Here is a 24,495-nt window from a genome sequence, read left to right on the forward strand (position 1 = left end):
GAAGCCCAATGAACATCGCCTCGAACGGCATTTGCATCCATGTCGAAGAGCAGGGTCGGGGCGAACTGGCCCTGGTGTTCCTGCATTATTGGGGCGGCTCCTCGCGGACCTGGCGCCATGTAACCACGCCGCTAGCCGCGTCCTATCGCACCGTCGCGGTCGATCATCGCGGCTGGGGCAAGTCGGACGCGCCGTCGTGCGGCTACGGCCTGGAGGATCTCGCCGCCGACGCCCTGGGCGTCATCGAGGCGCTGGACCTGAATTCTTACGTCCTGGTGGGCCACTCGATGGGCGGCAAGGTCGCCCAGCTTCTGGCCTCGCGCCGCCCCAGGGGCCTGGCCGGCTTGGTCCTGGTCGCCCCGTCGCCGCCGTCGCCGATGACCGTGCCTGTCGAAGCGCGCGAGCGAATGGCCAACGCCTATTCCAGCCGCCTGGCGGTCGAGACGACACTCGACCACGTACTGACGGCCAAGCCGCTAAGCGCGGCGGATCGCGAGCAGGTCATCGCCGACAGTCTGAACGGTTCGCCTCAGGCCAAGGCGGCGTGGCCGCGTTGGACCAGCCAGGAAGACATCACCGGTCAGGTCACCGCCATCGACGCGCCTGTCCTGGTCATCGCAGGCGAACTGGACCGGGTCGACAGCGTCGAGACGCTTGAGGCTGAACTGCTCCCGCTCATTCCCCAGGCCGAGCTGAAGGTCCTGCCCGGCACGGGCCACCTGTCGATGCTGGAGTCGCCAAAGGCGGTCACCCAGTTGATCGAAGCCTTCGCCCGATCTCTGCGCGGTGCGGCGTGTTCGAGCGCCGCCGCCTGACCCCATCAGCCCCGGCCGGCCAAACCGGAGGCCGCGCAACCACGCTCGCGGTGACGCAGCGCCGCTCGCACCTGCGCACCGACCGGCCAAACACAGCAAAGGAACTCCCCATGTCTGAGACGCAGATCACCCGCGTTCCGATCCTGCCGCTGGGCATGGTCAACGCCCACATGATCCGGGCGGATCACGGCGTTGTCCTCGTCGACGCCGGCACTCCTGGCGCGGAAGCCAAGTTTGAGCGCGCGCTCGCCCGTCAGGGCCTGAAGTTCAAGGACGTCAAGCTGATCGTGGTCACCCATGCCCACACCGATCACGCGGGCGCCGCCGCCCGCCTGCGAGACCTGTCGGGGGCGCCCATCCTGGCGCACGAAGACGACGTCGACTTCTACACCCGCCGCAAGCCGATGACCTTCTGCCCGACCAGCGGGGTGGGCAGGCTCTTTCTGAAAACGCCCGTGCCGCACGAACCCTATATCGGCTTTGAGCCCGACATCGTCATGACCAACAGCGATACCGTCAGTCTGAAGGACTTCGGCGTCGACGGGCTTGTTCGTCATACCGGCGGTCACACGCCGGGCTCCATCGCCGTCGAACTGACATCACAGGATGTTCTGGTCGGCGATCTGATCGCTTCGGGGATCCTGATCGGCGGCATGGCCTTGACCGGTCGCGCCATCCGGCCGCCGTTCGAGGATGACCCGCGAGCTGTCGCGCAGGAACTGCAGCGCCTGGTCGATAGCGGCGCCAAGCGGTTCCATATGGGCCATGGCGGTCCCCTGGGGCCGGCCGAAGTCCTGCGACACGCCCGCCGACTCTCGAAGATCGCCCCAACGGCGTGCGGGAATGGCCACTGCGACCATCAGAGCCACTGAGGGGCGTAGGCGCGTCGTCGGATGGTCAGGGAGGGGCTTGGCCGCCGGCGCGAGCCGGCGGGCGGCCGCCATGACACCCTGCGCGCCGGAGCCGCCGCCGCTGGGACGAGGCAAGGCCCCCTGTCACCACGGACGGTAGTGATGGTGGTGATGGTGGTGGTGATGATGGTGGTAGACGCGAGGAGTCCAGGCCCATCCGTTCCAGTAGTACCCGCGGTCGCGATACCAGCCCCACGCATGGTGATGGTGGTAGTGGGGAATGAGCGCCCACACGCCGCCGTTCCAGTAGTATCCGTTGTCACGGTACCACTGCCAGGAATGGTGGTGGTGATGATGATGGTGGTGGTGGTGGTGGTGGTGGTGAGCCCAGTACTGGGCGAGCTGCAGCCGCGGCGCCTGTTCGCGCAGGGCGTCGTCGGCAGCCAGCCGGGCGCTCGCGTCGGGCACGGGCTCCAACAGCTCCGCATAGCTCGAGGCGCGCGGTATGGGATCCGCCGCGGCCACGCCAGGCGAGGACGCGGCGGCCAGCAGGGCTGCGGCGGCCGCTCCGGCGAGCCAGAACGCCTTGGGGGTGAGGATTTTTCGAGTCATGGGGGGACCTCTCGACTGGGTTTCCGGGTGTGATTCAGGGGCCGCTGATCGCCCCTATGCCTCCTTGGCCTTAAGGCGTGCGGCGCGGGCCAGGTTCCGGTAGGCGCCGTCAAAGATGGTGCGGGTGTCCGAAGTCCAGCGCGTGCCTTCCGCAAGGCGGTCGCGGCTGGCGGCGAGCCGGCGGCTGCGCATCTCCCGCTGGGCGGCGGTCTCTGCATCCATCGGCTCAAGCGCGAAGTCCGGGTCGTCCGGCACGATGGTGAACGCCATGAAGGGTTCGTCCTTGCGGAAGACGTGGGTCACCCCCGGCGGCGGCGCGCGGAAGATGGCGAAGAAGATCATCGGCCACCATTCGGTCCGGATCAGCGCTGGGACGGCCAGCGGCGTTTCGTGCGCGGGATCGGTGAAATAGCGTGGATGCGGCTCGGTCCTGACCGCGAAGCCAGGCGGCGCCTCGAGATCGAGCGACAGCTGGTAGGAGTAGTAGTCGTCGCCGAAGGGCCGAAAGGGCGGCCACACTTCCATGGCGTCCGGAGGCGTCCCCCAGTCGGCGTTCAGCCGTACGCGGCCGTCTTCGTTGGTGACCCGCAGCTCGACGTCGAAGGGGTAGACCAGTTCAAAGCCGTAGCGAGCGCTCTCCGAAAAGGGAATGCAGTGCCAGGGCTGCTCGTGCTGGCCGTCGGCGCGCGGCTGCCTGTCCCCTGCCCAGCCCGGCACGGTGATTCGGATCGGCCGCGGGCCCGGCCTGTCCCCAAACTGGCGGAACTTCACGACAGGCATCTTCGGCCCCTTCGGATCATCCACTTTCGACCCTGTGATCGCGCCGGTTCGATGAACCTGACATGAACTGGCCAGGCGCGCGTCGCGGGCGCCCCGCGGCGCGCGTTGTGCGGGCGAGCCGACGCCGACTGGCGCGGGATTTGACATCCCGATGGGGGCTGCACCATTCTCTCCGGAGGGGAGATTGCTCATTCCTGACCAGGGTCAGCCCGACGATGGGGCGCTACTGGCCGCGCAACTGGCGGCCATCGTGGAGTCGTCTGACGACGCCATCATCAGCAAGGACCTTGGCGGGATCATCCTCAGCTGGAACCGGGGGGCCCAGGCCATCTTCGGCTACACCGCCGAAGAGGTCGTCGGCGGTCCCGTCCAGATTCTGTTTCCGCCGGACCGGGTCGCGGAAGAAGACGAGATCGTCCGGCGTATCCGTCGTGGCGAGCGCGTCGATCACTTCGAAACCGTGCGCCGTCGCAAGGACGGCACGGATTTCCACGCGTCGGTGACCATCTCCCCGATCCGGGATGCGCAGGGCGCCATCGTCGGGGCCTCGAAGATCCTTCGTGACGTCAGCGAGAGCCACCGGGCGCAGCTGGAGTTGCGCGACGCCAAGCGCAGCCTCGAACAGGCCCTGCTCGAGAAGACCAGGGCCCTGGCCGAGCGCGACCTGCTGTTGAGGGAAGTCTATCATCGCGTGAAGAACAACCTGCAGGTGGTCGATGGGCTGCTGGTGCTGGAGAGCCGCAAGCTGCAGGATCCGCAGGCCCGGGAGGCCCTGGCGGGCCTGCGCGCGCGCATCTTCGCCCTCGCCCTGGTTCATCAGCAGCTGATGGGCTCCTCCGACCTGCGGACCTTCGACGTGGCGCCGTTCCTGCGCGAACTGTCCGAGAACCTGATCGAGGGCGCCGCCGATGAACGGGTGTCCCTGACCGTGGAGGCCACGCCGATACCGGTGGGGCTCGACTTCGCGATCCCGCTCGGCATGCTCGTCACGGAGTTGGTCACCAACTGCGCAAAGCACGCGTTTCCGGCCGGCGGCGGTCACGTGCGGGTGACCTTGAACCCGGCGGCGGACGGAAGGCTGCTGCTGACCGTCGCCGACGACGGCGTTGGCCCATCCGACGTCGCCCCGCCGCGCAAGCCGGGATTCGGCTCCAACATCGTCGAGCGGCTGGTCGGCCAGCTGGACGGAGAGCTCACCGTCCGCAAGGAGGGGGGCACCATCGTCGAGGCCCTCCTGCCGCTACCGGAGCCTTTATGGACGCATTGAACAGGTCGGTGCTTGTCGTCGATGACGAGGCCATCATCGCCGAGCTTTGGATCCTCTATGTGGAGCTCATGGGCCTGGAGGTGTGCGGCGCCGCCGCGACGGCCGACCAGGCGATCGCCCTTGCCGAGGCGCACCGGCCGGCCGTCGTCCTCATGGACATGAGGCTGGCCGGCCAGAAGGACGGCGTCGACGCCGCCCTGGCGATCCATGACTCCGTCGGTTCGAGGGTGATCTTCATCACCGGTTCGCAGGAGCCGGCGACGCTCGCGCGGATAAACACCGATCATCCCTCGGCGGTCCTGATCAAGCCGGTCGCCGAGCCCCTTCTGCGCCGGACCGTCAACGCGGCCCTTGCCGATTGCGGCATGGCCTAGTCGAACCCGCCGCGGGGGCCCAGGTTGGCCGGCGCGCGGCCGCTTGTCTGCGCAGCCTGGTCGGGTGCGCCGTCAGCACCGCCCCGCCCGTGCGATGAGGCTGTCAGATATTCTCCGGCTCCGTCGAACCTGAGCCTTGGCGGCGCGTTTCCGGTCGGCATGCGAATGCAGGCCCGCTCAGCGCGCGTTCATCGCGCGCCGCGCAGCCTGGTCCCAGCCAAGTCCGTTGGAGTGTCGCCATGAGCCACCGCCGCGCCCTGCTGGGGCTGATGACCACCTGCGCCGCCATGAGCCTGGCCGCCGCCGCCCTGGCCGATCCCCCGGAACGGGTCGGTCGCGTGCGCCACGTCGAGGGGGACGTCTCCTTTACGCCGCCCGGCGAGCAGGACTGGACGGACGCCTTGCGCAACTACCCTGTCACCTCCGGCGAAGGGTACTGGACCGGCGACGACGGGCGGGTGGAGCTTCAGATCGGCGGACTGTCGGCCCGCCTCGACAGCCTGACCGAGCTCGACGTCGTCGACCTCGACTATGGACGCACCCGGCTCTCCCTGTCCCAGGGCTCCGTGGACCTGCGCGTCTGGCGCGCGCCGCGCGGCGGGGTCGCCGTGCAAACGCCGGCAGGGGAGATCCGCATCGACCAGCCCGGCGTCTACCGCATCGACGTGGCCGCGCCACCGGAGGACGGGAGCTACCCGCCCGTAGAGTTCACCGTGCTCGAAGGGTCCGGGGTCGCCCCGGGCGGCGATGGTCCCATGGAGATCGACGCCGGCCAATCCGCGCTGCTCTATGCCGGCTACGATCCGCAACTGCAGGAGGCCGACGACGCGGCCATCGACGACTGGGCCAGGGATCGCGAAGCCAAGGAGCGCTGGACCGAGCGGGTCGACGCCGACGACACCGGGATCACGGGGTATGACGACCTGGCCGCCTACGGTGACTTCACCGACGATACGACCTATGGCCAGGTCTGGTTTCCGCGCGACGTGCCCGCCGACTGGGCGCCGTATCGCGATGGTCATTGGGCCTATGTGCAGCCCTGGGGCTGGACCTGGATCGACGACCAACCCTGGGGCTTCGCCCCCTTCCACTACGGGCGCTGGGCGCAGATCGGCGGCCGCTGGGGCTGGGTCCGGGGCCAGGCCAACCGCGAGCCGGTCTACGCGCCGGCCCTGGTCGCCTTCGTGGGCGGCTCCGGCTGGAGCGTGGGCCTGTCCGTCGGCGGGGGCGCCGGCGGCGCCGTCGGCTGGGTCCCCCTGGCGCCGGACGAGGTCTACCGGCCAAGCTACCGCGTCAGCGACAGCTATGTGCGGCAGGTGAACATCACCAACGTCCGCAACACCACGGTGATCAACAACATCACCTTGAACGCCGCCGCGCCTTCCCCGGCCAGGCTGCGCAACGCCACCGCCGCCACCGTGGTGCGCGCCGACACCTTCGCCCATGGCGGCGCCGTGCAGCACGCGGCGATCGCCGTGCCGCCCCAGGCCCTGGCGAGCGCTCCGGTCGCAAGCGCGGCCCCAATTGCCGCCCCCGATCATGCCGCCCGGCTCGGCGGCCTGAAGCCCATCGTGGGGCCGGGGCGTCCGCAGGGCGCCGCGGGGGGGACCGCACAGGCCGGCGCGCACGCCCCGAGCGCGCCGCCGCCGCGCCTGGGCGCGATCCGCTCGGCGCTCACGCAGCCGACCGCGCCTGCGGCCACGGGTCCCTCGCGGCCGCCGCCGATCCCGGGGCTGCACGTCGCGCCGCAGGGGGCGCCGCCCCCGCACGCGCGGGGGCCGGCCCTGGTGGCGCCGTCGCAAATCCGCAGCCCGCAGTCCCAGAACCAGCATCCGGTGAAGGCCGGTGTCGGCCCAGGCGAAGCGCCTGGTTCCAACATCAGTGGCCCGCAGCCCTCGCGTCAGGGCGCAGGGCCGACCGGCGAGCGCCGCACGCCGGCGCCTCCTGGCCTGGAGGGCGGGGGACCGCGCGAGCGGCCGAACGCTGCGCCGCCGCCCACGCACGGCCCCGGCGGCGCTGAGCAGGCTGCGCCCCCTGAGGCGCATCGCGCCCCGATCTCGCCGCCGCCCGCAGCGCCGCCCGCACAGGCCGTGGTCCGCCATCCTGAGCGCGCACCACAGGAACCTCGCGTCGCGCCGCCTTCGCCGCAGCCCCCGCCGCCGACCGAGGCCCCGCGCCGACCGGCACCGGCGCTTCGCACAGCGCCCCCGCCGCCGCCGCCGCCGCGGGCGGCCCCGCCAAGGCCGCCGGCGTCAGGCGAGGCGCACGATCAGAAGGGCAGGGGCGAGCCCGCCGGCAAACCCGGCAAGCCAGAAAAGCCGGAAAAGCCGGAGAAGCCGGGCAAGGAGGACAAGCCGCCTGCGTAGGCGCCGGCCCGTCGGACCGGGCCTCCGCCGCCGCCGTCATCCGCCGGGGCGCCATGGCCGCCAGATGGGGCGGGCGCGGAGCGGCGAGACGGCGCCCAGCTGTGTCAGCCGGATGGGCAAGCCGCTCGACCCGGCGTCCGGCGTCCGCGATCCTGCCGGCGTTGGATGTCCGCCTGCGGGGGCGACAGCAATGGCAGGTCTAGACGGCGCGGCTCGCCTGTTCTTTCCAGGCTTTGAGGTCCAAGCCGAAGATCACGAGCCAGAGGGTCAGCGCGACCTCGGCCACCAAGGGCCCCATGCTGACGAACGATGGGAGCGCCGTGGAAAGGCCGGGCATGGCCAAGGCCGCGCCGTTGGCGGCGAAGCCGCACAGCCCGCCCATCACCAGCAGCAGGCCAAGCGCGCGGGGATAGTATCCAGACTTAAAGACCAGGGCGCCCAGGACGATGAGATTGACCCCAAACAACGTCATGGCCACGACATAGAGCATGTCGTGGAACTTGAGGGCCAATAGCGCGGCGGATTGCAGCTGAGCCGTGCTGAAAGGCGCAAGTGTGGCGTCGCCTCGGAGAATGAGGAGAGGGGCGAGCGCCAAGAGCGCCTTCACGGCCAGGACGGCATCGGGGACGACCCGGATGACCAGCGCGAAAAGCGCGAGCGTGCGCCCGGCTGGCTTCAGCAAGGCGTAGAGGATCACCGCAAGGGCAAGGTCGCAGACGACCATCAAGAGATCGGCGACCAGACCGGCTCGATAGAGCCCCTGCGCCGACATGAGATTGTGCGCCGTCGCGGCGGCGTCCGTGGAGATCACGAGCCTCTCCCGGACGAACAATTCCGCAAACAGACCGCAAGCAATGACGACCAGATAGAGGACGCCGGCAACTCTCGCCTGCGCTTTTGGAGCGATCACGTCTTTCCCCGACCGCCATTGAACAGCGTTCGGATTTTGGACAGCGGCGTTCAGGCCCGCAAATGAATCATTCGTCACTTCAAGCCTAGGCCGCGCCTCAACGACTGCTTCCTGCGGCGCGATTACGCCTGTCCCGGATGATGAGGTCGCCGACGGTGGCCCTGGCGCCGAACCACCAGGGTCGGGCCCCGAAACATGACCGGTCGCGACCTGGGCGAGGCGCGCGTGGTCCTTTGCGGAACCCAGCCCAAGGTCCGTCGCCGACATTCCCCATCGCCGCGCCTGGGCGGAATGCCCGTGACCGCTCCCGATCCCATTGCGGTCGATGTTCACGAGAGCCTCGTTCGCAAGGTCTACGATTGATGGCGATGTCCGCTTGCCGCACAGGCCCGAACGGAGGATTTCGACCCTTAGCGGATGTTAGGTCCACGGGAATGAGCCTCCTTAGCCTGCAATTTTCCGCAGATCGTGCTTGACCTTGCCCTAGGGGCAAACCCGCACTTGGGTGTCCTTGAAGACAGGTCCTGCTCGTGAACGACGAAACCCGCTTCTTTAGCCCAGCGGAGACCGCCAGGCGCCTCAACGTGAGCACAAAAGCCCTACGCCTCTACGAAGCGTTGGGACTAATCGCGCCGCTGCGAACGCACACTGGCTGGCGCACCTACGGGCCGCATCAGATGGCGCGCCTCCATCAGGTGCTCGCTCTGAAGTCGCTGGGCGTGCCTTTGAAACGCATCGCCGAACTGCTGGACGAACGTCTCGCCGACCTGGACGCCATCCTGCGTCTCCAGGAGGCCGCATTCCGCTCGCGAATCGCCGGTGACCGACGGCGGCTCCAGCTGTTGGCGTCAGTGCGGCGGCGGATTGCCGACGGCGAGACCCTGTCGGTCGAAGATCTGATCAACCTGACGAGGGATACAGTGATAGGCATCAGCAAGACGCACGACGCCTTCGCAGCAGAAAGCGAAGCGATGGCAGTGATCGAGGCAGCGGGCTTTCACCCGCTGGCGGTGGAAATCCCGCCCGAAACCAATGAGAACCACTGGCACGACTTCGACTCGATCATCTTCGTTCTTGAGGGCGAGCTGGTGGTGATCGACGCCGAAAGTGGCGACTCGCTTGCCTGCGGACCTGGAAGCCGCATCGATTTTCCGCGCGGGATCCTCCACCACGAAGATCATAAGGGCTACCGAGCCCTCATCGGCTTTTCGGTCGATCCGACGACCTTAAAGGGACCACTGAACCTGCGCCCCGAGGCATGGGCGGGGTGAATTTGCGGCGCAGCCAAGCGCATGGATCAACTTCCGGTCCGAAACGTCGTTATGGGAGGTATCGATGCAACGCTGTGTGCTGGCGTTCGTAGCCGTCATGGCCACTTTTGCGGCCGGCCAGTCGACGATCGCTTCGGATCGTTCAGACGCGCTAGCCGAAATCCAGAAATATATTCAGGCAAGCAATGGCGACAGCCGCGAAGCCTACGCATCCTTCTGCACTGAAGACTCTGTGATCATCGATCGCGTGACGCCCTTCGTCTTCCGTGGACCCAAGGCATGCCTGGACCACTGGGATGCCGTCGCCGCATTCGTCGAGCAGAACAAGATGGTCGTTGCCGACTATGCCAAGCTGGGACAGCCAACATTGATCGACGTGAACAGCGAGCACGCTTACGTGGTCGCCCCGTGGACGTCGCCCGCAACCGTGGCCGGCAACAAGGAAATTGAGAAGGGGGTCGCGACTTTCATTCTTGCTCGGAATGCAAACCGAGCCTGGCGGCTGGCGAGCGTGACTTGGACGTCGTTCGGGTTCTCGCCCCTCGCCGCCTCCCGATCCAAGGTCCGCTAGCCACCGCTCTCAGGCGTTCGCGACGCCCGCTTGTAGGCGCGAAGGGAGAAGGTTCGGTTCCGGGCTTGGCGGCAATTTGCGCTGCCGAGCCCCTTGGGAAAGTTGCCACGGCCCGAGCAAACTCTTCCAATGGCCGTTCAAACGGGGGCGCCATGTTCGGTGGTACAGAAGCTTTGCGGCCATACCTCCGGTCCGTGAGGTTTTGGCTGGCTGCTGCTCTGGCGCCACTGGCGCCAATTTTGGCGATCGTGCTCCTCGACAGAGTAAGGGGGGATCACTGGAGGGAAAGTCTGCATGACATCGTGTTCTTTCCCTTTTCATTGGGCGGCGAAATTGCTGGCTGGCATGTTCTCTGGCTGTTGTCATTCATGCGCGGGCTGGCCGGCGTGAGGATAGTCTTCGTGGGTGCGATCACGGGCCTTATCCTTGGGGTCGTGGTGGGTGTGTTCTGGGGGCTTCATTCCTGGGCCTCGGGCTGGCTGCAATCGGAGGGGCAGCCTGGGCCGTCGTGACGGCGCTCGCGTTCCAACTGATCTCGGGATTGCCATGGTGGATTCCAGCGCCCGTCGGGCCGACGGGCGCACCATCGGGCGACGGCCTGTGACCTCAACCTCCAGGGGGTTCGGCCCACCTCCGGACGCGCCAAGCCTGGCGCACGGCGAGCGTTGCCCAAAGCTGACACGCGACGGGAGGGGCAGGGGACATGATCCTGTCGCCTTCCGTGTCGTCCCAGGGCCCGAGGGGACAGGTATCGGAATGCGCCCCGATAATGAGACGGAGACCCCCATGACCAGCCGGACCGCGACGTGCAGCTGCGGACAGCTCCGCGTGACCTGCCAGGGCGAGCCGGTGCGCCGGTCGATCTGCCACTGCCTGGAGTGCCAGAAGCGCACCGGCTCGGTGTTCGCCGTGCAGGCCCGCTTCCCGCGCGCCGCGGTGGTCATCGAGGGTCGGTCGTCGACGTGGGCCCGGCGCGGCGACAGCGGCCAGTCGGCGACGTTCCGGTTCTGTCCGGTGTGCGGCGCGACGATCTGCTGGGAGGCCGAGGGGGTCCCCGGCTTCGTGACCGTGGCGGTGGGCGCGTTCGCCGACCCCGGCTTCCCGGAGCCGCAGGTGTCGGTCTACGAGGAACGCTGCCATCCCTGGGCCCTGGCCGTGTCGGCGCTGCCGATCCCGCACGAGGTCTGACGGCCGATCTTTGCGCCCGCCGGCAACCTATGCTGTAGCGGGGCGTTGGCTTGACGCCCTCAATGGAGACCTCGCCTGATGACGTCCTTCTCACGCCTTTTCGCCACCGCCGCGGTGGCGGTGTCCCTGGCCGGTCCCGCCCTCGCCCGCGAGCCGGTCGACGCCCGGATCACCTTCTCCGGCGGCTCGGTGGCCTTCCTGGCCGGCGTCAACTGGGGCAGCGGCACCCTGACCTATCGCGGCCGCCACTATCCGGTGCAGGTCAGCGGCCTGTCGGTCGGGGCGGTCGGGGCCAACAAGTACCGGGCGACCGGCGTCGTCCACCACCTGCACACCCTCAGCGACATCGAGGGCACCTACGGCGCCATGGAAGGGGGGATGACCGCCGGCCCGGGCCAGAGCGGCATCGACATGAGGAACGACAAGGGCGTGGTGATCAGCGCCCGGTCCACCTCCTCGGGCCTGAAGCTGACCTTCGCCCCCACCGGCGTGCGCATCAAGCTCAAGCACTAGGAGCATGTTAGGCGAAAGTGTACGCGGTTTCGCCGCTCGAACATGCTCTAAACTTTTAAAGATAGAGCCTTTTTATACGGGTCAGATGATTCCATCTGACCCTAAAAGGCTCTAGCCTCGCCGACGGCCGCGGACATCAGCAGCACCAGCTTGCCGCGCGCGCGGCCGTCCAGACTGATCGCCAGGGCCTCGCGCCAGGCGTCCAGGGGGAAGGTGCGCGCCACCGGCACGCTGAAGCGGCCTTCCGCGGCCAGCCGCGCGAAGCGGTCCAGCACGTCGTAGCGCAGCACCGCCCCGTCCGGACCGCCCGGCGTCTCGCCCAGGCCATTGCGCACGCCCAGCTGCGCGGCCCTGGCGAAGTCGACGCAGGTCAGCACCCGGCGCGCATCGCCGCCGACGATCTGCACCAGGTCGGCCAGGCCGCCCGCGCCCGGCGCGCCGTCGCCCCGTTCGCCAGCCTGGACGTCGCCGGCCTGGACGACGCCGGCCTTGAGGTTCACCGGCGCGCTGTCGAACACCAGGTCCGGCGCCGCCCCGCCCAGGGCGCGCACCCGCTCCACCAGCCCGGGGCCATAGGGCACGACCGTGGCGCCCAGGGCGGTCAGCCGGTCGGCGAAGGTGGGGCCGGCGGCGGCGATCACCCGGGCGCCGCGCAGGCGCGCCATCTGCGCGGCGGCGAAGCCGACCATGCTGCCGGCGCCGTTGACCAGCAGGGTCTGGCCCTGCGCCACGCCCAGCCAGTCGATGTTTCGCCAGGCCGTCTCCACCGCCATGGTCAGGGCCGCGGCGTGCGGCATGTCCAGCCCCGCCGGAACGGCCGCCCAGTGATCCAGGATGGCGAAGTCCGCCGCCCCGGCGCTGGGGTGGTCCAGATAGTTGGCCGGACCGAACACCGCATCGCCGACGGCCGGGCCGCTCACGCCCTCGCCCACGGCGTCCACCACGCCGGCCACGTCCAGCCCGACCCCACGCGGCAGGTCGCGGGCGAACAGGCCGCGGCACAGCGCCCAGTCGGCGGGATTGAGCGCGCAGGCGGCGACGCGCACCCGGATCGCGCCGGGGGCCGGGACGGGGATCGGCGCCGGCTCCAGGCGCAGCACCTCGCCCGGCTCGCCGTACTGGTGCAGGCGCAGGGCGCGCATGGCGCCGTCGGCAGGGGGCTGGTCGCTCATGCGGGTCTCCGGGCGCGGTCCGGCGGCGACGGCGGAGAGGTCTCCGCCGCCCTGACCGGCCAGCGCGTTCGTTGTGTCAGTCACTGACGTATAGGCGTAGAGACAGTCACTGACAACCGGTGTATCGAGGGGCATGCCGCGCAGTGGAGAAGACGCTCGCCGCCGCCTGCAGCAGGCGGCCCTCGACCTGTTCCTCGAGCGGGGCTACGAGGCCACGACCACGGCCGAGATCGCCGCCCGCGCCGGGGTCACCGAGCGGACCTTCTTCCGCCACTTCCCCGACAAGCGCGAGGCCCTGTTCCACGGGGAGGCGGCGTTCCGCGACGCCCTGGCCGAGGGGGTGGCCGCCGCGCCCGCCGACCTGGCCCCGCTGGACGCCCTGCAGCACGCCTTCCGCGCCGCCGGTCCGGTGCTGGCCGCCAACCGCGGCTTCTCCGCCCCGCGCGAGACGGTGATCGCCCGCACCCCGGCGCTGCAGGAGCGGGTGCTGACCAAGACGGCGGGCCTGATCGAGGCCCTGGCCGGCGCCCTGGGCCGCCGCGGCCTGGACGAGGGCGTCGCCCGCCTTGCCGCCCAGGCCGGCATGGCCGCCTTCACTCTCGCCGTGCGAACCTGGGCCGAGGATCCGGCCGCCGGCCTGGACGTCCACCTGGCGCGGGCGTTCGGCGACCTGCGGGCCCTGTCGGCGCCGCCGGCTCCGCCTGGCCCGTCGCAGGCCTGAGCCGCCGCACCGGCCCTCAGGCCAGCAGCCAGGCGGAGAGCTCGGCCACCGTCTCGAAGCCCAGGCTGGCGTACAGCGGTCGGCCCGCCGCGGTGGCGCCCAGGTAGAAGCGCTCGACGCCGCGGCGGCGATAGTCGTCGATCACCTGGGTCAGCAGCGCGCGACCGAAGCCCCGGCGCTGCAGCGGCGGCGGCGTGGCCATCAGGGTGATGCCCGCCGTGTCGCCGGACGGCGTCACCGTGACGGCGCTCACCGGCTGGTCCCCGGCCCAGGCGATGTGCGTCTCCACCCCCGCGGCGGCGCTCACGCACGGGTCGATGCAGCGGGCCACGGCGTCACGCGGCGCATCGAACGCCGCCGCCACAAGGTCGCCGGCGATGCGGACCAGCTCCGGACCCAGCGCCCGGACCACCCGGACGGGGGCCGCTGGGGACAGGATACCTATCCCCGTCGCGCGCGTCGCCGAGGCCAGCGTTGGGGATAGGTATCGTGTCCCCGAATCCGAACTTCCCGTGCGCAGCACCATCAGCGGCGCCGTTCCCACCGGCGTCAGCCCCAGCCCGGCGGCGACGGGCGCCAGGGCCGGCGCCACGTGCGGGCTCATCGTCGCCACCAGCGGCCGCCCGCGCGCCCTGGCCCGGGCGACCGCGCGCCGCAGGAAACCCTCGGCGTCCGGGTCCGGGCCCAGGGTCAGCACGTTGAAGTCGGCCAGCGGCTCGTCGGTCAGGGCCAGCGCGCAGGTCCGGGTCATGTGCAGCTCGAACCCCGGCGCCTCGCTCATCTGCGCCACCAGCGCGCGCACGCACAGGGCGATCAGCCCCTCGGCCTCGTCCATCGCCGCTTTCCTCCGCGCCGCTCGCCGGCCGCGCCAACAAAGTCCCCGCTGGCGTTTTTCGCAAGTCCGTGTCGGTCTGGCCGGGCCCACGCCGTCCTCTGGGCGGAAGACTTCCGGAGGCCCTCATGGACGCCCACACCCCGCCCCTGGTTCCCGCCGACCAGCTGGCCCGCGAGAACCCCATCCGCATGCCGCACGAGAGCGAGGCCTACCGCGCGGCGCGGCAGGCGCTGCTGGCCGAGGAATACGAGCTGCGCCGGCACATCGAGCGGGTGGCGCAGATGCGCCGGGCGCTGCCGCCGGGCGGCGCGGTCGTCGGCGACTACCGCTTCGACACCGAGGACGGCCCCACCGACCTGGCCGGCCTGTTCGGCGAAAGGCAGACCCTGGTGGTCTACAACTACATGTTCGGGCCCGAGCGCCAGCGGCCGTGCCCGATGTGCACCAACCTGCTGGACGCCTGGGACGGCAACGCCGACGACCTGGCCCAGCGGGTGTCGCTGGTGGTGGTCGCCCGCTCGCCCCTGGAGCGGCTGGTGGCGGTCAAGCGCGCCCGGGGCTGGCAGAACCTGCGCCTGGCCAGCGCCATCGGCGACGACTTCACCCGCCACTACGCCGTCAGCCCGGACGGCGGGCTGGACAGCGGCGGGCCGTCGGTGTTCAGCCGCCGCGACGGCGTGATCCGCCACTTCTGGTCCGAGGAGATCACCGCCAGCGACCCCGGCCAGGACCCCCGCGGCGCCCCCGACCTCGCCCCCCTCTGGACCGTCCTCGACATGACCCCCGAAGGCCGCGGCGCCGACTGGTACCCGTCCCTGGAATACCCGCGCTAGAGCCTTTTAGGGTCAGATGGAATCATCTGACCCGTATAAAAAGGCTCTATCTTCAAAAGTTTAGAGCATGTTCAAGCGGCGAAACCGCGTACACTTTCGCCTAACATGCTCTAGGGGCGGGGCGGGGCGCGTCGGCGCGCCGAACCTTCCGCGCCTCGGCCGCGAGATGAGCATAACGGCGTTACGGCAATTGACGACGGCGATGCGTGGGAGGACGCTTGGCCGCTGGATCGCATGGGGCCGATCCGAAGCGGGGGGTGGGTCGATGGTCAAGCCGGTGAAGTTCGCGCACGTCGTCTACCAGACGCGGCGCTATGCCGAGATGATCGCCTGGTACGAGACCGTCTTCGAGGCGACCGTGGTCCACCGCGATCCGGCGCTGGCGTTTCTGACCTACGACGACGAACACCACCGCATCGCCATCGCCAACCTCGATCTCCTCAAGCCCGGCGGCGGCGGCGCGGATGACCGGGGGGCCATCGGCGTGAACCACGTGGCCTATACCTACGCCAGCGTCGCGGACCTGTTCGACACCTACCTGCGGCTCAAGAAAGGCGGTGTGACCCCCTACTGGCCCGTCCACCACGGGACCACGCTGTCGATGTACTACCGCGATCCCGACGGCAACCGGATGGAGTTTCAGGTCGATGTCGGCACGGTCGCGGACGCCATGGCGTTCATGGCCAGCGACACGTTCGCGGCCAACCCGGTGGGCGTGGACTACGACCCGGAGGCGCTGCTGGCGCGATGGCGACAGGGCGAAAGCGAAGCGCAGCTGCTCAAACGCCCCGACGGCCCTCCGGCGGCCATTCCGGTCGAACACGGCATGACGTGAACGGCCGAGCGCCGTCGCATGAAGCGGAGGTTCGAGGACAGGACCGGTCCTGGCGTCAGGACCAAACGTCCAATCGCGGGCGAGGTGGCCATGCCGGCTCTCGAGCCTTCTCCGACATTCGAAAGTCCGCTTAAGGGCGGTGCGCGTGTCGCTGATGCGCAGCCTCAACAATGAGGCCCGCCATTGGCGTGGGCGCTGCTAAGGCGGCGCGTTTGCCATACCAACCTCAATGCAACACAGCCTCGGCGTAGAGCTCGGAGGAGACGAAGTAGGCTCCGTGGCGCCGTTCATGACGGACCTCGATCGTCAGGGCGCTGCAGAACGCCGCCGACGCGCCGTTCGCGCGCTATGGCTTCGGCCACCTGCGCGAGTGCGGCAGGCGATCCGCGAAACGCCAGGGAATCACATATCGGTATGACCGCTGGCAGGGTGGCGTTGCGGCCAGTGTGGCGGTGCGGTATGCACACTCGACGTGCGCCTTCGTCATATTCTATCGGAGCGAGCATGGCTCGGGCGGCGCGCGGCTTCGAGGTTCGCGACATGACCAAGCTTACGGTGGCTGAAGGAAAGGCCGCGCTCGTTCGGCGTAACGGCGAGGCCGGTACGCCCGCACGGCGGGCGATTACCCTATTCGAGCGACCGGACTTCGACGTGCGCCTCTACGCCCCTGTCGGCGCCGACTATCCGCAGACGCCGCACCTGCGCGACGAGCTCTATGTGATCGCCAGCGGTTCGGGGTCGTTCACGTCGGCTGGCCAGAAGACAAGCTGCAACGAAGGCGACCTCTTCTTCGTCCCGGCGGGTGGCGAACACGGTTTCAGCGACCTTTCGGACGACTTCTCCACCTGGGTGATCTTCATCGGGCCGCCGCCTGGACGGGTGAAAATCGCCGGATGAGGTTGGAGGCCAGCGTGTGTTGGACGGCCCCTTGTCGCGCGGGATCGCGACCGCAACCAGCCCGGCGAGCCCGTCGCGACTGCGACGTGGTGCCTGCCCACGTCATTTGCCCTGAACATCGCTAGGACGCGTCCCACGCTTCGCCTATCAACCACCATGGCCAAGGTTGACCTGACAGCGGCGGCGCGTTTCGACCTGCGCCCGTGGATCGGCGACGACGACCGGCCGGGCGCGGTGGCGGCGGTGCTGTCTGGCGGCCAGGTCGCGTCGTGGACGGCGCGCGGGGTCGAGGGTGACGGCAGCAACCGGCTGCTAACGCCGGACACGGTATTCTACGTCGCCTCGGTCTCCAAGCAGTTCACAGCGGCATGCGTCGGCCTGTGCGGCGCTGACGGCCTGCTGGACGTGGATGATCCGGCGCGGCGGTCGATTCCTGAGCTGTCGCCGGCTTTCGATCCGGTCACGCTGCGCCACCTGTTGCATCACCTGGGTGGCCTGCCGCGCGGAGAGGCGGCGGTGGGCGAGGCGCTGGGGCTGCCGGCCGACTGGTGGCATGGCGGTGGGCTCTGGGAGATGATCTCGGTCCTAACGAAAGTAACGGACCTGCCGCAGGCGCGGGGCGTTGGCTACGCTTATTCCAATGCTGGCTACTGGTTGCTGGCAGCAACGGTGGCGCGGGCGTCCGGCCAGCGCTTCGGCGACTTCGCCCGGACGCGGCTGTTCGGGCCCTTGGGCATGGCCGCCACCCGATTCCGCGACGATCCGACGGTGGAGCAGCCGGGCCTGGTGACCGGCCACAACGCCCAGCCGGACGGCGGCATCACCCCAAACCACACGCAATTTCATTTCATCGGCGACGGCGGCCTTCTGACCACCCTCTCCGACCTCGCCCGCTGGGACGTCTTCTGGACAGGCCGATCGGCGCTAGGCCCCGACCTGCCGGCCTGGCTGCTGCGGGCCGCCCGGCGCACCGACGGCGCCTGGCTCTACTATCGCCGCGGGGTCTCGGTCCGGCCGCACCGGGGCGTTCCGATCATCAGCCACGGCGGCAGCTTTGTCGGCTATCTCTCCAAACTGGTGCGCTTTCCGGACCAGGACTTCTCCGTCGCCTGCCTGGCCAATGCCGACGACGTGGATGTGGACAGCCTCAGCCTGGCCCTGGCCGACACGGTGCTGCGGGACGTCGCCGACCTGACGGCTCCTTCTTGGGCCGACAGCGTGCGGGATGACGCTGTGGACTTGACGCGAGGCTGACCGCTCACGCCGGCTAGAGCCAATAGCAAATTCCAAAGTTCCGCTTTCCGCCCTCAGCTGACGTCGGGAAAGTCCGCCTCTGAGCGCGGGCGTCCCAAGCGCCGGGGTCAGTCCCGGGCAGGTCGCCAGAGCGGGCCGGCGGCGGCGAGGAGGACGGCGACGTTGAAGGCTGCGTTCGAAGGGTTTCCTGAGGCTATGGAGCCGGCGCTGTCCAGGCAGAACCAGGCGAGAAGGCCCGCCAGCACGGTGCGGCGCACGCCCTCGGGCGCGGCGTCGTAGACCCACGACGACAGGGCCCAGATCGTCACGCCCCAGCCCAGCAGAAAGCCGCCCGTCAGCGCAGACAGGAAGCGGGTGTCGGGGGTGTCGAAGGTCGAGGGGTTCGCCAGGCGCCAGCCCAGCAGGTCGAGGGTGAGGCGCGCCGGCGCCATGGTCGGCCGCAGGGTTCCCAGGAAGAACACCGGCCCGAAGGCGCCGACGATGACGGCGGTGATCTTCAGCCAGAGCTTGTGAAATTGGCGGGTCATGCGTGCCTGTGCTGGGGTGGGGTGCGAGGAGCCTTCGACAGGCAGGCGTCCTATCCCGCCGGCATCTGCTGCATGATCGTCGCCACGTCGAAATAGTCACGCCAGTAGGTGATCAGCCCGCCGTGCACTTCGTAGACGCCGGTCACGGGCAGCTCGACCCACTTTTCCCCGAACAGGTGCCGATCGAGACGCTCGAGCAACACCACGGGGCCCGAGGCGGCCGATCGCAGAACCTTGAATTCGTTCTTCAGCGTCGGCCCGAAGAAGGGCTCCAGCACGGCGCGGATGCCGGCCGGCCCGCGCACCGTGCCGAAGGGCGGCGGGTTGGAGTATTCGCAGGTCTCCGAAACGAGCTTCAGCGCATCGTCGTAGTTCAGCGGCTCCATCAGCTGCATGAACTGCTGGACGACATCGGTGGGCGACGTGTGGGGTGCGGACATGGCGGCTTCCTGGGTTCTGGCCTGCCGACAGGGTCGGCAGCCGCCGGCGCCGGCGCAATTACCTCCCAGGTCATCGTTCGCATCACGGGCGAGAGCCGTCGGGACGAGTCGGCCGGCTGCCGGCCTCAGCCGGAAGCCAGCGCGGCGCCGTTGGCAAAGCGTCGCGCGATCTCCCCCGCGATCCCTTCGATGTCCGTTGGCCGTGTCGTGTCGACGGTGATCAGGTCGCCCACGCCCACCGGCCGGTCGAACTCGGCGAAGGCCGCGTCGTCCATGAGCCGCCAGGGATGCGCGGCATGCACGCCGGCCGCGCCCCGCGCCTTGAAGCGGCGCATCGCCTCCGCCATGGGGCAGGCGCAATGGACCTCGACGACCTGGCCGCGCAGCCCGAGCAGCCGCGCGCGCTCATAGTCGCTGCGCGGCCGGAAGTTGGCCTCCAGCACCACCTGCGGGCAACGGGCGGCCAGCGCCCAGAGCGTCCCCATCGCCCCGGCGCCGAAGCGGCGGGATTCCTCCAGGCTGTCGCCGACGCCGCCCATGGCGTCGAACAGGGTTTCCTTGATGTGATCCTTGCTGAGCAGCGGCCAGCCGAGGCGTTCGGCCAGCGGCAGCGCCAGGGTGCTCTTCCCCGCCCCGGGCGAACCGCTGATCAGCACGATCTGGCGCATCAGGCGCAGCCGTCCACCAGCACCAGTCGGCTGTCGGTGGTGCGGTGGCGCAGGGCGAACAGGGGCTGGGCTTCGGGGTCGGCCAGGAAGGCGCTGGCGTGGTCGCGCGAGGGGAATTCCAGGATCACCAGCCGGTCCGGCGACCAGTCGCCCTCCATCACCGTCGGCTCGGCGCCGCGGACGATGTAGCGGCCGCCGTGCCGTTCGATGAAGCCGGGGATGGCCTCGGCGTACGGCAGGAAGCCGCGCAGGTCCCGGATCGCGAAGTCGAGCACCAGATAGGCCGTCATCAGCTGTCCCCCTGCGCCCCGCCCGCCTGGCCGGCGCCCTGCAGGGCGGCGACCCGTTCGGCGTCCTGCGGGCTGACCGGGTTGTAGACCAGCAGGCTGAGGTCGGGCCGGCCGTCCACGGCGAAGGCGGAGATCTCGAAGGTGATCGGGCCCAGCACGGGGTGGCGGACCTGCTTGAGGCCGTCGTGCCGCGCGGCGGGGATCTCGTTGTCGGCCCACATGGCGCGGAACTCCGGGCTCTGGCGGCTGAGCTCGTCGACCAGCGGCTGCACGTCCGCCGCGGCGCCGGCGCGCACGGCGTCCAGCCGGAACGCCGCCAGCACCAGCCGCGCCACGCTCTCCCAGTCGTACTGCGCCTCCCGGGCGCGCGGGTCGAGGAACATGAAGCGCAGCATGTTGCGCTCGTGCGGGGCCATGGCCGCATAGTCCATCAGCATGGCCCGGGCCGCCTGGTTCCAGGCCACCACGTCCCAGGTGGCGGTGCGCAGCATGGCCGGGCTGGGGTCCAGGGCGTCCAGCACCCGCTGCAGGCGCGGGGTGACGCCCTCGCCGCCGCCGCGATAGCGCGCCTCCGGCGGGCGGCCGAGGCCCAGCAGGAACAGGTGCTCGCGCTCCAGGTCGGTGAGCATCAGCGCGCGGGCGATGCGGTCCAGCACGTCGGCCGACGGGGCGCCGCCGCGGCCCTGCTCCAGCCAGGCGTACCAGGTGGCGCTGATGTTGGCCCGCAGCGCCACCTCCTCGCGGCGCAGTCCCGGCGTGCGCCGGCGCTCGGCCGGAAAGCCGAAGGCGGCCGGGTCCAGCCGGGTGCGGCGGTCGCGCAGATAGGCGCCAAGGCCGGACCCTGAGACGGCGAGCTGGTTCATCCTGTTAGCGCTCTTACTATGATGACCTCACGGCTTTACCAGGATAGTCCGGCGCCAGACGCTTGTCTGCAAGCAACAGGCGGAGCGTTTCCATGCGGGTTTTCATGACCGGAGCGACCGGCTTCATCGGCTCGGCGGTGGTCGAGGAGCTGAAGGCGGCGGGCCACCAGATCGAAGGGCTGGCGCGCAGCGACGCGGCGGCGGCGACGCTGGTGGGGTGGGGCGTGGCGGCGCGGCGCGGCGACGTCGGCCAGCCCCAGATCCTGGCGGAGGCGGCGGCCGCCGCCGACGGGGTGATCCACTGCGCCTTCGGCAACGACTTCTCGCAGTACATCCAGGCCGGCGAGACCGACCTGGCGGCCGTGACCGCCATGGCCGAGGCCCTGGCCGGGAGCGGCAAGCCGCTGGTGGTCACCTCGGGCCTGACCGCGCGCACCCCGGGGCGTCCCAGCACCGAGGCCGATGCGGCCGACCTGGACTCCATGACGGCGGTGCGTGGGCGGCCGGAAGAGGCGGCGCTGGCGTTCGCGGCCCGGGGCGTGCGCGCCTCGGTGGTGCGCCTGTCGCCCTCGGTGCACGACCGCGCCCAGCAGGGGCTGGTGTCGATGCTGGTGGCCGCCGCGCGCGGGGGAGGCTTCGCCGCCTATGTCGGCGAGGGCCAGAACCGCTGGCCGGCGGTGCACCGGCGCGACGCCGCCCGGCTGTTTCGCCTGGCCCTGGAGGACGCCCAGCCGGGCCAGCGGCTGCATGCCGTCGGCGAGGAGGGCGTGCGCCTGCGCGACATCGCCGAGGTCATCGGCGCGCGGCTCGGCCTGCCGGTGCGCGGCCTCACCCCGGAGGAGGCCGCCGCCCAGCTCGGCTTCGTCGGCTTCGTCGCCGTCACCGACATGCCCGCCTCCAGCGCCCTGACGCGCGAGAGCCTCGGCTGGCGCCCGGAGCATCCCGGCCTGATCGCCGGTCTGCGCGGCGACTATCTGGACTGATCGCTGGCCCCCATCCCCGGCTTCGCCGGTACTTCCCCCAATGGGGGAAGAGAACCGTTCTCCTCCCCCACTGGGGGAGGGGGACCGCCGGAGGCGGTGGGGGGGGCTCCAGCCTGGCGCCGACCATCAGTTCTCCGCTGGAGCCCCCATCCCCGGCTTCGCCGGTACTTCCCCCAATGGGGGAAGAGAACGGTTCTCCTGCCCCACTGGGGGAGGGGGACCGCCGGAGGCGGTGGAGGGGGCTCCAGCCTGGCGCCGACCATCAGTTCTCCGCTGGAGCCCCCATCCCCGGCTTCGCCGGTACTTCCCCCAATGGGGGAAGAGAACCGTTCTCCTGCCCCACGGGGGGAGGGGGACCGCCGGAGGCGGTGGAGGGGGCTCCAGCCTGGCGCCGACCATCAGTTCTCCGCTGGAGCCCCCATCCCCGGCTTCGCCGGTACTTCCCCCATTGGGGGAAGAGAACCGTTCTCCTCCCCGCTTGGGCCCCCTGGGGGAGGGGGACCGCCGGAGGCGGTGGAGGGGCTCCCCGCCCGCCCCTCAGCCCGCCCGGATCGCGGCGGCCGTCATCCGCGCCAGGGTCTTCAGCCGGGCGCGGTCGCAGCGTTCGCCGAGCACCACGATGCGCCAGTAGAGCGGGCCGATCAGGGCGTCGGTGGCGGCGCGGCGGTCGACGTCGGCGGGCAACTCGCCGCGGGCGACGGCGCGGTCGACCAGCGCCTTGACCTTGTTCTCGCGCATCATCTCGCCCGGCCGCATCGCCGCGGCCAAGGCCGGCTCGCGCGGCATGGCCACATAGAGGTCGGGCAGGATGCGGCGCACCAGGGGGTGGCGCAGCATGCGCCGGGCCGCCAGCAGGGCGGCGTAGAGGTCGGCCTCCAGCGAGCCCTGGTCGCCGGGGTCGCCCAGGGCGATCGCCGCGGCCCCCAGCTGCCTGACCAGGTCGGCGGCCATGTCGGCTTTGGAGCGCCAGCGGCGATAGAGCGCGGCCTTGCCGACGCCGGCCTTGCGGGCCACGGCGTCGAGGCTGAGCGCCGAATAGCCCACCCGCGCCCATTCCTCGAAGAAGGTCCGCGCCAGGGCGTCGGTGATCTGCGGGCGCTTCACCGCCGCGCCGCTGAGCCGCGTCTCGCCCGTGGGCGACTTTTTCGTCGCGACGGAACGGTTGCGTTCCATCGCGAGCTGTCCTATCTCGTCGAGACGATCCTGTTCCATCGACGGAGACTTAAGCCATGAGCGACCCCAAGCCAACCACGGCGCAGGAGCCGGCCACGAAGCCGGGCGTCGTCGACCTGCTGGCCCGCGCCCTTGGCGAGCGCATCGACCCGTCGGCGACCAGCTTCGTCGACATGATGGCCGACGACTTTGTGATGGAGTTCCCCTATGCCCGCCCGGGCATGCCGACCCGGGTCGAGGGCAAGGCCGCCGTGCTGGCCCACCTGGTCAAGGTGGGCGGGGACGTCACCGTCGAGTCCGCCAGCAACCTGGTGACGCACGAGACGGCCGACCCGGAGGTGGTGATCCTGGAATTCGACGGCCATGGCCGCTCGATGCGCACTGGCGAGCCCTACGAGCAGCGGTACATCTCGGTGATCCGCGCCCGCAACGGCCGGATGGTGCATTTCAAGGACTACTGGAACCCGATCCAGGGCCTGAAGGCCCAACTCGGCGCGGCGGTGGTCGACGCCTTCATCCTGAACGGGCCGGGCAAGGCGACATCGCATGGGTGAGCGCGTGCTCGTCACGGGGGCGACCGGCAAGACCGGCCGCAGCCTGGTGTCGCTGCTGAACGCGGCGGGCCTGCCGCATCGCGCGGCCTCGCGCGGCGGCGCGGCGCCGTTCGACTGGTCGCGGCCGGACACCTGGGACGCGGCGCTGCGGGAGGTGGGGTCGGTCTACCTGGTGGCGCCGGCCGGGGTGGACGATGCGCCCGCGCGGATGGCGGCCTTTCTGGACCTGGCGATACGCCACGGCGCGCGCCGCTTGGTGCTGCTCAGCATGGCCTCGCTGCCGGCCGGCGGGCCGGGGCCCGGCCAGACGCACCAGTGGCTGCAGGACAACGCCGAGGACTGGGCGGTGCTCTGCCCGACCGCCTTCATGCAGAACTTCAGCGAGGGGCCGTTCCTGGCCTCGATCCGCGACGAGGACACCCTCTATTCCAACACCGGCCAGGGGCGGGTCCCGTTCATCAGCACGCTCGACATCGCCCGTGCGGCCTTCGCGGCGCTGACCGCCCCGGCCGCCCTCAACCGCGACTTCACCCTGACCGGCGATGAGTCGCTGTCCTACGACCGTGTCGCCGAGCTGATCGGCCAGGCGCGCGGCCGCCCGGTCACCCACGCCCACATCACGACGGCGGCGATGGCCGAGCGGTTCGTGCGGCGCGGCCTGTCGGAGGGCATGGCGATGTTCCTGGCCGCCGGCTACCAGACCATTGCCGACGGCGCCCAGGACCACATCGCCGACGGCTTGCGGGCCCTCACCGGCCAGCCCGCCACCCGCTTCCAGGCGTTCGCCGAGGCCAACGCCGCGGTGTGGACCCGCCCCTGACGGTCGGTTCTCCGCTGGAGCCCCCATCCCCCGCTTCGCGGGTACTTCCCCCATTGGGGGAAGAGAACCGTTCTCCTCCCCCGTTGGGGGAGGGGGACCGCCGAAGGCGGTG

The 24,495-nt window shown here is 70.2% G+C and carries 29 protein-coding genes; 18 read left to right on the forward strand and 11 right to left on the reverse strand.

Going from position 1 to position 24,495, the window contains the following annotated elements; all coding sequences use genetic code 11:
• Positions 1–8 precede the first annotated feature (8 nt).
• Positions 9–815 (forward strand): alpha/beta fold hydrolase, encoded by an 807-nt coding sequence (locus ACO2Q3_RS26390; protein WP_423312213.1) that lies wholly within the window; start codon positions 9–11, stop codon positions 813–815.
• A gap of 110 nt (positions 816–925) precedes the next feature.
• The gene (locus ACO2Q3_RS26395) at positions 926–1,687 is read left to right on the forward strand and encodes an MBL fold metallo-hydrolase (protein WP_423312215.1); all 762 of its coding nucleotides are present in this window, start codon (positions 926–928) and stop codon (positions 1,685–1,687) included.
• A gap of 123 nt (positions 1,688–1,810) precedes the next feature.
• Here ACO2Q3_RS26395 and ACO2Q3_RS26400 read toward each other — a convergent pair whose 3' ends face one another.
• Entirely contained in the window at positions 1,811–2,278 is a 468-nt protein-coding gene (locus ACO2Q3_RS26400; RefSeq protein WP_423312217.1) for a hypothetical protein, read from the reverse strand.
• Positions 2,279–2,332: 54 nt separating this feature from the next.
• The gene (locus ACO2Q3_RS26405; protein ID WP_423312219.1) at positions 2,333–3,058 is read right to left on the reverse strand and encodes a hypothetical protein; all 726 of its coding nucleotides are present in this window, start codon (positions 3,056–3,058) and stop codon (positions 2,333–2,335) included.
• Positions 3,059–3,242: 184 nt separating this feature from the next.
• Between ACO2Q3_RS26405 and ACO2Q3_RS26410 the strand changes: the two genes are divergently transcribed.
• The 3 genes from ACO2Q3_RS26410 to ACO2Q3_RS26420 all read left to right on the forward strand — a co-directional run bounded on the left by ACO2Q3_RS26410 (position 3,243) and on the right by ACO2Q3_RS26420 (position 7,065).
• Positions 3,243–4,325 carry a sensor histidine kinase gene (locus tag ACO2Q3_RS26410; RefSeq protein WP_423312220.1) on the forward strand — a complete coding sequence of 361 codons (1,083 nt, stop codon included), beginning with the start codon at positions 3,243–3,245 and terminating at the stop codon, positions 4,323–4,325.
• A gap of 8 nt (positions 4,326–4,333) precedes the next feature.
• Positions 4,334–4,699, forward strand: a complete 366-nt coding sequence (locus tag ACO2Q3_RS26415; RefSeq protein ID WP_423312222.1) for a response regulator — start codon at positions 4,334–4,336, stop codon at positions 4,697–4,699.
• Between the two features lie 239 nt (positions 4,700–4,938).
• Complete coding sequence (locus ACO2Q3_RS26420) at positions 4,939–7,065, forward strand: DUF6600 domain-containing protein (RefSeq protein WP_423312224.1); 2,127 nt, start codon at positions 4,939–4,941, stop codon at positions 7,063–7,065.
• Positions 7,066–7,264: 199 nt separating this feature from the next.
• On the opposite strand, the gene ACO2Q3_RS26425 is transcribed toward ACO2Q3_RS26420, so the two are convergent.
• Positions 7,265–8,308 carry a DUF4386 domain-containing protein gene (locus ACO2Q3_RS26425; protein WP_423312226.1) on the reverse strand — a complete coding sequence of 348 codons (1,044 nt, stop codon included), beginning with the start codon at positions 8,306–8,308 and terminating at the stop codon, positions 7,265–7,267.
• 197 nt (positions 8,309–8,505) lie between these two features.
• Here ACO2Q3_RS26425 and ACO2Q3_RS26430 point away from each other — a divergent pair, with 197 nt between their 5' ends.
• From ACO2Q3_RS26430 to ACO2Q3_RS26450, 5 genes are all read left to right on the forward strand, one after another.
• On the forward strand, positions 8,506–9,246 hold the full coding sequence (locus tag ACO2Q3_RS26430) for a MerR family transcriptional regulator (protein WP_423312228.1): 741 nt from the start codon (positions 8,506–8,508) through the stop codon (positions 9,244–9,246).
• A 64-nt stretch (positions 9,247–9,310) separates the two neighbouring features.
• Positions 9,311–9,817, forward strand: a complete 507-nt coding sequence (locus tag ACO2Q3_RS26435; RefSeq protein WP_423312230.1) for a hypothetical protein — start codon at positions 9,311–9,313, stop codon at positions 9,815–9,817.
• 239 nt (positions 9,818–10,056) lie between these two features.
• Positions 10,057–10,329, forward strand: coding sequence for a hypothetical protein (locus ACO2Q3_RS26440; protein ID WP_423312232.1), 273 nt, complete (start codon positions 10,057–10,059; stop codon positions 10,327–10,329).
• Positions 10,330–10,603: 274 nt separating this feature from the next.
• The gene (locus ACO2Q3_RS26445) at positions 10,604–11,005 is read left to right on the forward strand and encodes a GFA family protein (protein WP_423312234.1); all 402 of its coding nucleotides are present in this window, start codon (positions 10,604–10,606) and stop codon (positions 11,003–11,005) included.
• 78 nt (positions 11,006–11,083) lie between these two features.
• A complete protein-coding gene (locus tag ACO2Q3_RS26450; protein ID WP_423312236.1) occupies positions 11,084–11,518 on the forward strand; it encodes a hypothetical protein in 435 nt (144 codons plus the stop codon).
• A gap of 101 nt (positions 11,519–11,619) precedes the next feature.
• Here ACO2Q3_RS26450 and ACO2Q3_RS26455 read toward each other — a convergent pair whose 3' ends face one another.
• On the reverse strand, positions 11,620–12,690 hold the full coding sequence (locus ACO2Q3_RS26455; protein WP_423312238.1) for an NADP-dependent oxidoreductase: 1,071 nt from the start codon (positions 12,688–12,690) through the stop codon (positions 11,620–11,622).
• Positions 12,691–12,823: 133 nt separating this feature from the next.
• Here ACO2Q3_RS26455 and ACO2Q3_RS26460 point away from each other — a divergent pair, with 133 nt between their 5' ends.
• Positions 12,824–13,411, forward strand: a complete 588-nt coding sequence (locus tag ACO2Q3_RS26460; protein ID WP_423312240.1) for a TetR/AcrR family transcriptional regulator — start codon at positions 12,824–12,826, stop codon at positions 13,409–13,411.
• Between the two features lie 16 nt (positions 13,412–13,427).
• Here the strand turns inward: ACO2Q3_RS26460 and ACO2Q3_RS26465 are convergent, their stop codons facing one another.
• The gene (locus ACO2Q3_RS26465) at positions 13,428–14,246 is read right to left on the reverse strand and encodes a GNAT family N-acetyltransferase (protein WP_423312242.1); all 819 of its coding nucleotides are present in this window, start codon (positions 14,244–14,246) and stop codon (positions 13,428–13,430) included.
• 125 nt (positions 14,247–14,371) lie between these two features.
• Here ACO2Q3_RS26465 and ACO2Q3_RS26470 point away from each other — a divergent pair, with 125 nt between their 5' ends.
• From ACO2Q3_RS26470 to ACO2Q3_RS26485, 4 genes are all read left to right on the forward strand, one after another.
• Entirely contained in the window at positions 14,372–15,079 is a 708-nt protein-coding gene (locus tag ACO2Q3_RS26470; RefSeq protein WP_423312244.1) for a DUF899 family protein, read from the forward strand.
• Between the two features lie 265 nt (positions 15,080–15,344).
• On the forward strand, positions 15,345–15,914 hold the full coding sequence (locus ACO2Q3_RS26475; RefSeq protein WP_423312246.1) for a VOC family protein: 570 nt from the start codon (positions 15,345–15,347) through the stop codon (positions 15,912–15,914).
• A 504-nt stretch (positions 15,915–16,418) separates the two neighbouring features.
• Positions 16,419–16,811 (forward strand): cupin domain-containing protein, encoded by a 393-nt coding sequence (locus ACO2Q3_RS26480; protein WP_423312248.1) that lies wholly within the window; start codon positions 16,419–16,421, stop codon positions 16,809–16,811.
• A gap of 156 nt (positions 16,812–16,967) precedes the next feature.
• Positions 16,968–18,065 carry a serine hydrolase domain-containing protein gene (locus ACO2Q3_RS26485; RefSeq protein ID WP_423312250.1) on the forward strand — a complete coding sequence of 366 codons (1,098 nt, stop codon included), beginning with the start codon at positions 16,968–16,970 and terminating at the stop codon, positions 18,063–18,065.
• 107 nt (positions 18,066–18,172) lie between these two features.
• Here ACO2Q3_RS26485 and ACO2Q3_RS26490 read toward each other — a convergent pair whose 3' ends face one another.
• The 5 genes from ACO2Q3_RS26490 to ACO2Q3_RS26510 form a co-directional block, all read right to left on the reverse strand.
• Positions 18,173–18,592, reverse strand: a complete 420-nt coding sequence (locus ACO2Q3_RS26490) for a hypothetical protein (RefSeq protein WP_423312252.1) — start codon at positions 18,590–18,592, stop codon at positions 18,173–18,175.
• Between the two features lie 50 nt (positions 18,593–18,642).
• A complete protein-coding gene (locus ACO2Q3_RS26495; protein ID WP_423312254.1) occupies positions 18,643–19,032 on the reverse strand; it encodes a limonene-1,2-epoxide hydrolase family protein in 390 nt (129 codons plus the stop codon).
• A 125-nt stretch (positions 19,033–19,157) separates the two neighbouring features.
• Positions 19,158–19,700, reverse strand: coding sequence for an AAA family ATPase (locus tag ACO2Q3_RS26500; protein WP_423312256.1), 543 nt, complete (start codon positions 19,698–19,700; stop codon positions 19,158–19,160).
• Entirely contained in the window at positions 19,700–19,990 is a 291-nt protein-coding gene (locus tag ACO2Q3_RS26505; protein ID WP_423312258.1) for a DUF1330 domain-containing protein, read from the reverse strand. Before ACO2Q3_RS26505 ends, ACO2Q3_RS26500 begins: the two co-directional genes overlap by 1 nt.
• Positions 19,990–20,853, reverse strand: coding sequence for a helix-turn-helix transcriptional regulator (locus ACO2Q3_RS26510; protein WP_423312260.1), 864 nt, complete (start codon positions 20,851–20,853; stop codon positions 19,990–19,992). The genes ACO2Q3_RS26505 and ACO2Q3_RS26510 overlap by 1 nt, the downstream gene beginning before the upstream one ends.
• Before the next feature lie 92 nt (positions 20,854–20,945).
• Between ACO2Q3_RS26510 and ACO2Q3_RS26515 the strand changes: the two genes are divergently transcribed.
• Positions 20,946–21,836, forward strand: coding sequence for an SDR family oxidoreductase (locus ACO2Q3_RS26515; RefSeq protein WP_423312262.1), 891 nt, complete (start codon positions 20,946–20,948; stop codon positions 21,834–21,836).
• Positions 21,837–22,373: 537 nt separating this feature from the next.
• On the opposite strand, the gene ACO2Q3_RS26520 is transcribed toward ACO2Q3_RS26515, so the two are convergent.
• On the reverse strand, positions 22,374–23,009 hold the full coding sequence (locus tag ACO2Q3_RS26520) for a TetR/AcrR family transcriptional regulator (RefSeq protein WP_423312264.1): 636 nt from the start codon (positions 23,007–23,009) through the stop codon (positions 22,374–22,376).
• Between the two features lie 56 nt (positions 23,010–23,065).
• On the opposite strand from ACO2Q3_RS26520, the gene ACO2Q3_RS26525 reads away from it, so the two are divergent.
• Both ACO2Q3_RS26525 and ACO2Q3_RS26530 read left to right on the forward strand, forming a co-directional pair.
• Positions 23,066–23,563: a nuclear transport factor 2 family protein gene (locus tag ACO2Q3_RS26525; protein ID WP_423312266.1), complete on the forward strand. Its 498-nt coding sequence runs from the start codon at positions 23,066–23,068 to the stop codon at positions 23,561–23,563.
• A complete protein-coding gene (locus ACO2Q3_RS26530; protein WP_423312268.1) occupies positions 23,556–24,383 on the forward strand; it encodes a hypothetical protein in 828 nt (275 codons plus the stop codon). Before ACO2Q3_RS26525 ends, ACO2Q3_RS26530 begins: the two co-directional genes overlap by 8 nt.
• The last annotated feature ends 112 nt before the right edge of the window (positions 24,384–24,495 follow it).

Origin of the sequence: Caulobacter sp. KR2-114, assembly GCF_049446115.1 — a bacterium.
GTDB lineage: Bacteria > Pseudomonadota > Alphaproteobacteria > Caulobacterales > Caulobacteraceae > Acaudatibacter.

Bases quoted from the DNA above. Each gene is read 5' to 3' on its own strand.
- ACO2Q3_RS26475 (WP_423312246.1), top strand. From the start codon at position 15,345: ATGGTCAAGCCGGTGAAGTTCGCGCACGTCGTCTACCAGACGCGGCGC.
- ACO2Q3_RS26525 (WP_423312266.1), top strand. From the start codon at position 23,066: ATGAGCGACCCCAAGCCAACCACGGCGCAGGAGCCGGCCACGAAGCCG.
- ACO2Q3_RS26505 (WP_423312258.1), bottom strand. From the start codon at position 19,990: ATGACGGCCTATCTGGTGCTCGACTTCGCGATCCGGGACCTGCGCGGC.
- ACO2Q3_RS26480 (WP_423312248.1), top strand. From the start codon at position 16,419: ATGGCTCGGGCGGCGCGCGGCTTCGAGGTTCGCGACATGACCAAGCTT.
- ACO2Q3_RS26455 (WP_423312238.1), bottom strand. From the start codon at position 12,690: ATGAGCGACCAGCCCCCTGCCGACGGCGCCATGCGCGCCCTGCGCCTG.
- ACO2Q3_RS26530 (WP_423312268.1), top strand. From the start codon at position 23,556: ATGGGTGAGCGCGTGCTCGTCACGGGGGCGACCGGCAAGACCGGCCGC.
- ACO2Q3_RS26485 (WP_423312250.1), top strand. From the start codon at position 16,968: ATGGCCAAGGTTGACCTGACAGCGGCGGCGCGTTTCGACCTGCGCCCG.
- ACO2Q3_RS26395 (WP_423312215.1), top strand. From the start codon at position 926: ATGTCTGAGACGCAGATCACCCGCGTTCCGATCCTGCCGCTGGGCATG.
- ACO2Q3_RS26520 (WP_423312264.1), bottom strand. From the start codon at position 23,009: ATGGAACGCAACCGTTCCGTCGCGACGAAAAAGTCGCCCACGGGCGAG.
- ACO2Q3_RS26450 (WP_423312236.1), top strand. From the start codon at position 11,084: ATGACGTCCTTCTCACGCCTTTTCGCCACCGCCGCGGTGGCGGTGTCC.
- ACO2Q3_RS26390 (WP_423312213.1), top strand. From the start codon at position 9: ATGAACATCGCCTCGAACGGCATTTGCATCCATGTCGAAGAGCAGGGT.
- ACO2Q3_RS26465 (WP_423312242.1), bottom strand. From the start codon at position 14,246: ATGGACGAGGCCGAGGGGCTGATCGCCCTGTGCGTGCGCGCGCTGGTG.
- ACO2Q3_RS26400 (WP_423312217.1), bottom strand. From the start codon at position 2,278: ATGACTCGAAAAATCCTCACCCCCAAGGCGTTCTGGCTCGCCGGAGCG.
- ACO2Q3_RS26445 (WP_423312234.1), top strand. From the start codon at position 10,604: ATGACCAGCCGGACCGCGACGTGCAGCTGCGGACAGCTCCGCGTGACC.
- ACO2Q3_RS26470 (WP_423312244.1), top strand. From the start codon at position 14,372: ATGGACGCCCACACCCCGCCCCTGGTTCCCGCCGACCAGCTGGCCCGC.
- ACO2Q3_RS26405 (WP_423312219.1), bottom strand. From the start codon at position 3,058: ATGCCTGTCGTGAAGTTCCGCCAGTTTGGGGACAGGCCGGGCCCGCGG.
- ACO2Q3_RS26495 (WP_423312254.1), bottom strand. From the start codon at position 19,032: ATGTCCGCACCCCACACGTCGCCCACCGATGTCGTCCAGCAGTTCATG.
- ACO2Q3_RS26460 (WP_423312240.1), top strand. From the start codon at position 12,824: ATGCCGCGCAGTGGAGAAGACGCTCGCCGCCGCCTGCAGCAGGCGGCC.
- ACO2Q3_RS26435 (WP_423312230.1), top strand. From the start codon at position 9,311: ATGCAACGCTGTGTGCTGGCGTTCGTAGCCGTCATGGCCACTTTTGCG.
- ACO2Q3_RS26490 (WP_423312252.1), bottom strand. From the start codon at position 18,592: ATGACCCGCCAATTTCACAAGCTCTGGCTGAAGATCACCGCCGTCATC.
- ACO2Q3_RS26515 (WP_423312262.1), top strand. From the start codon at position 20,946: ATGCGGGTTTTCATGACCGGAGCGACCGGCTTCATCGGCTCGGCGGTG.
- ACO2Q3_RS26510 (WP_423312260.1), bottom strand. From the start codon at position 20,853: ATGAACCAGCTCGCCGTCTCAGGGTCCGGCCTTGGCGCCTATCTGCGC.
- ACO2Q3_RS26420 (WP_423312224.1), top strand. From the start codon at position 4,939: ATGAGCCACCGCCGCGCCCTGCTGGGGCTGATGACCACCTGCGCCGCC.
- ACO2Q3_RS26500 (WP_423312256.1), bottom strand. From the start codon at position 19,700: ATGCGCCAGATCGTGCTGATCAGCGGTTCGCCCGGGGCGGGGAAGAGC.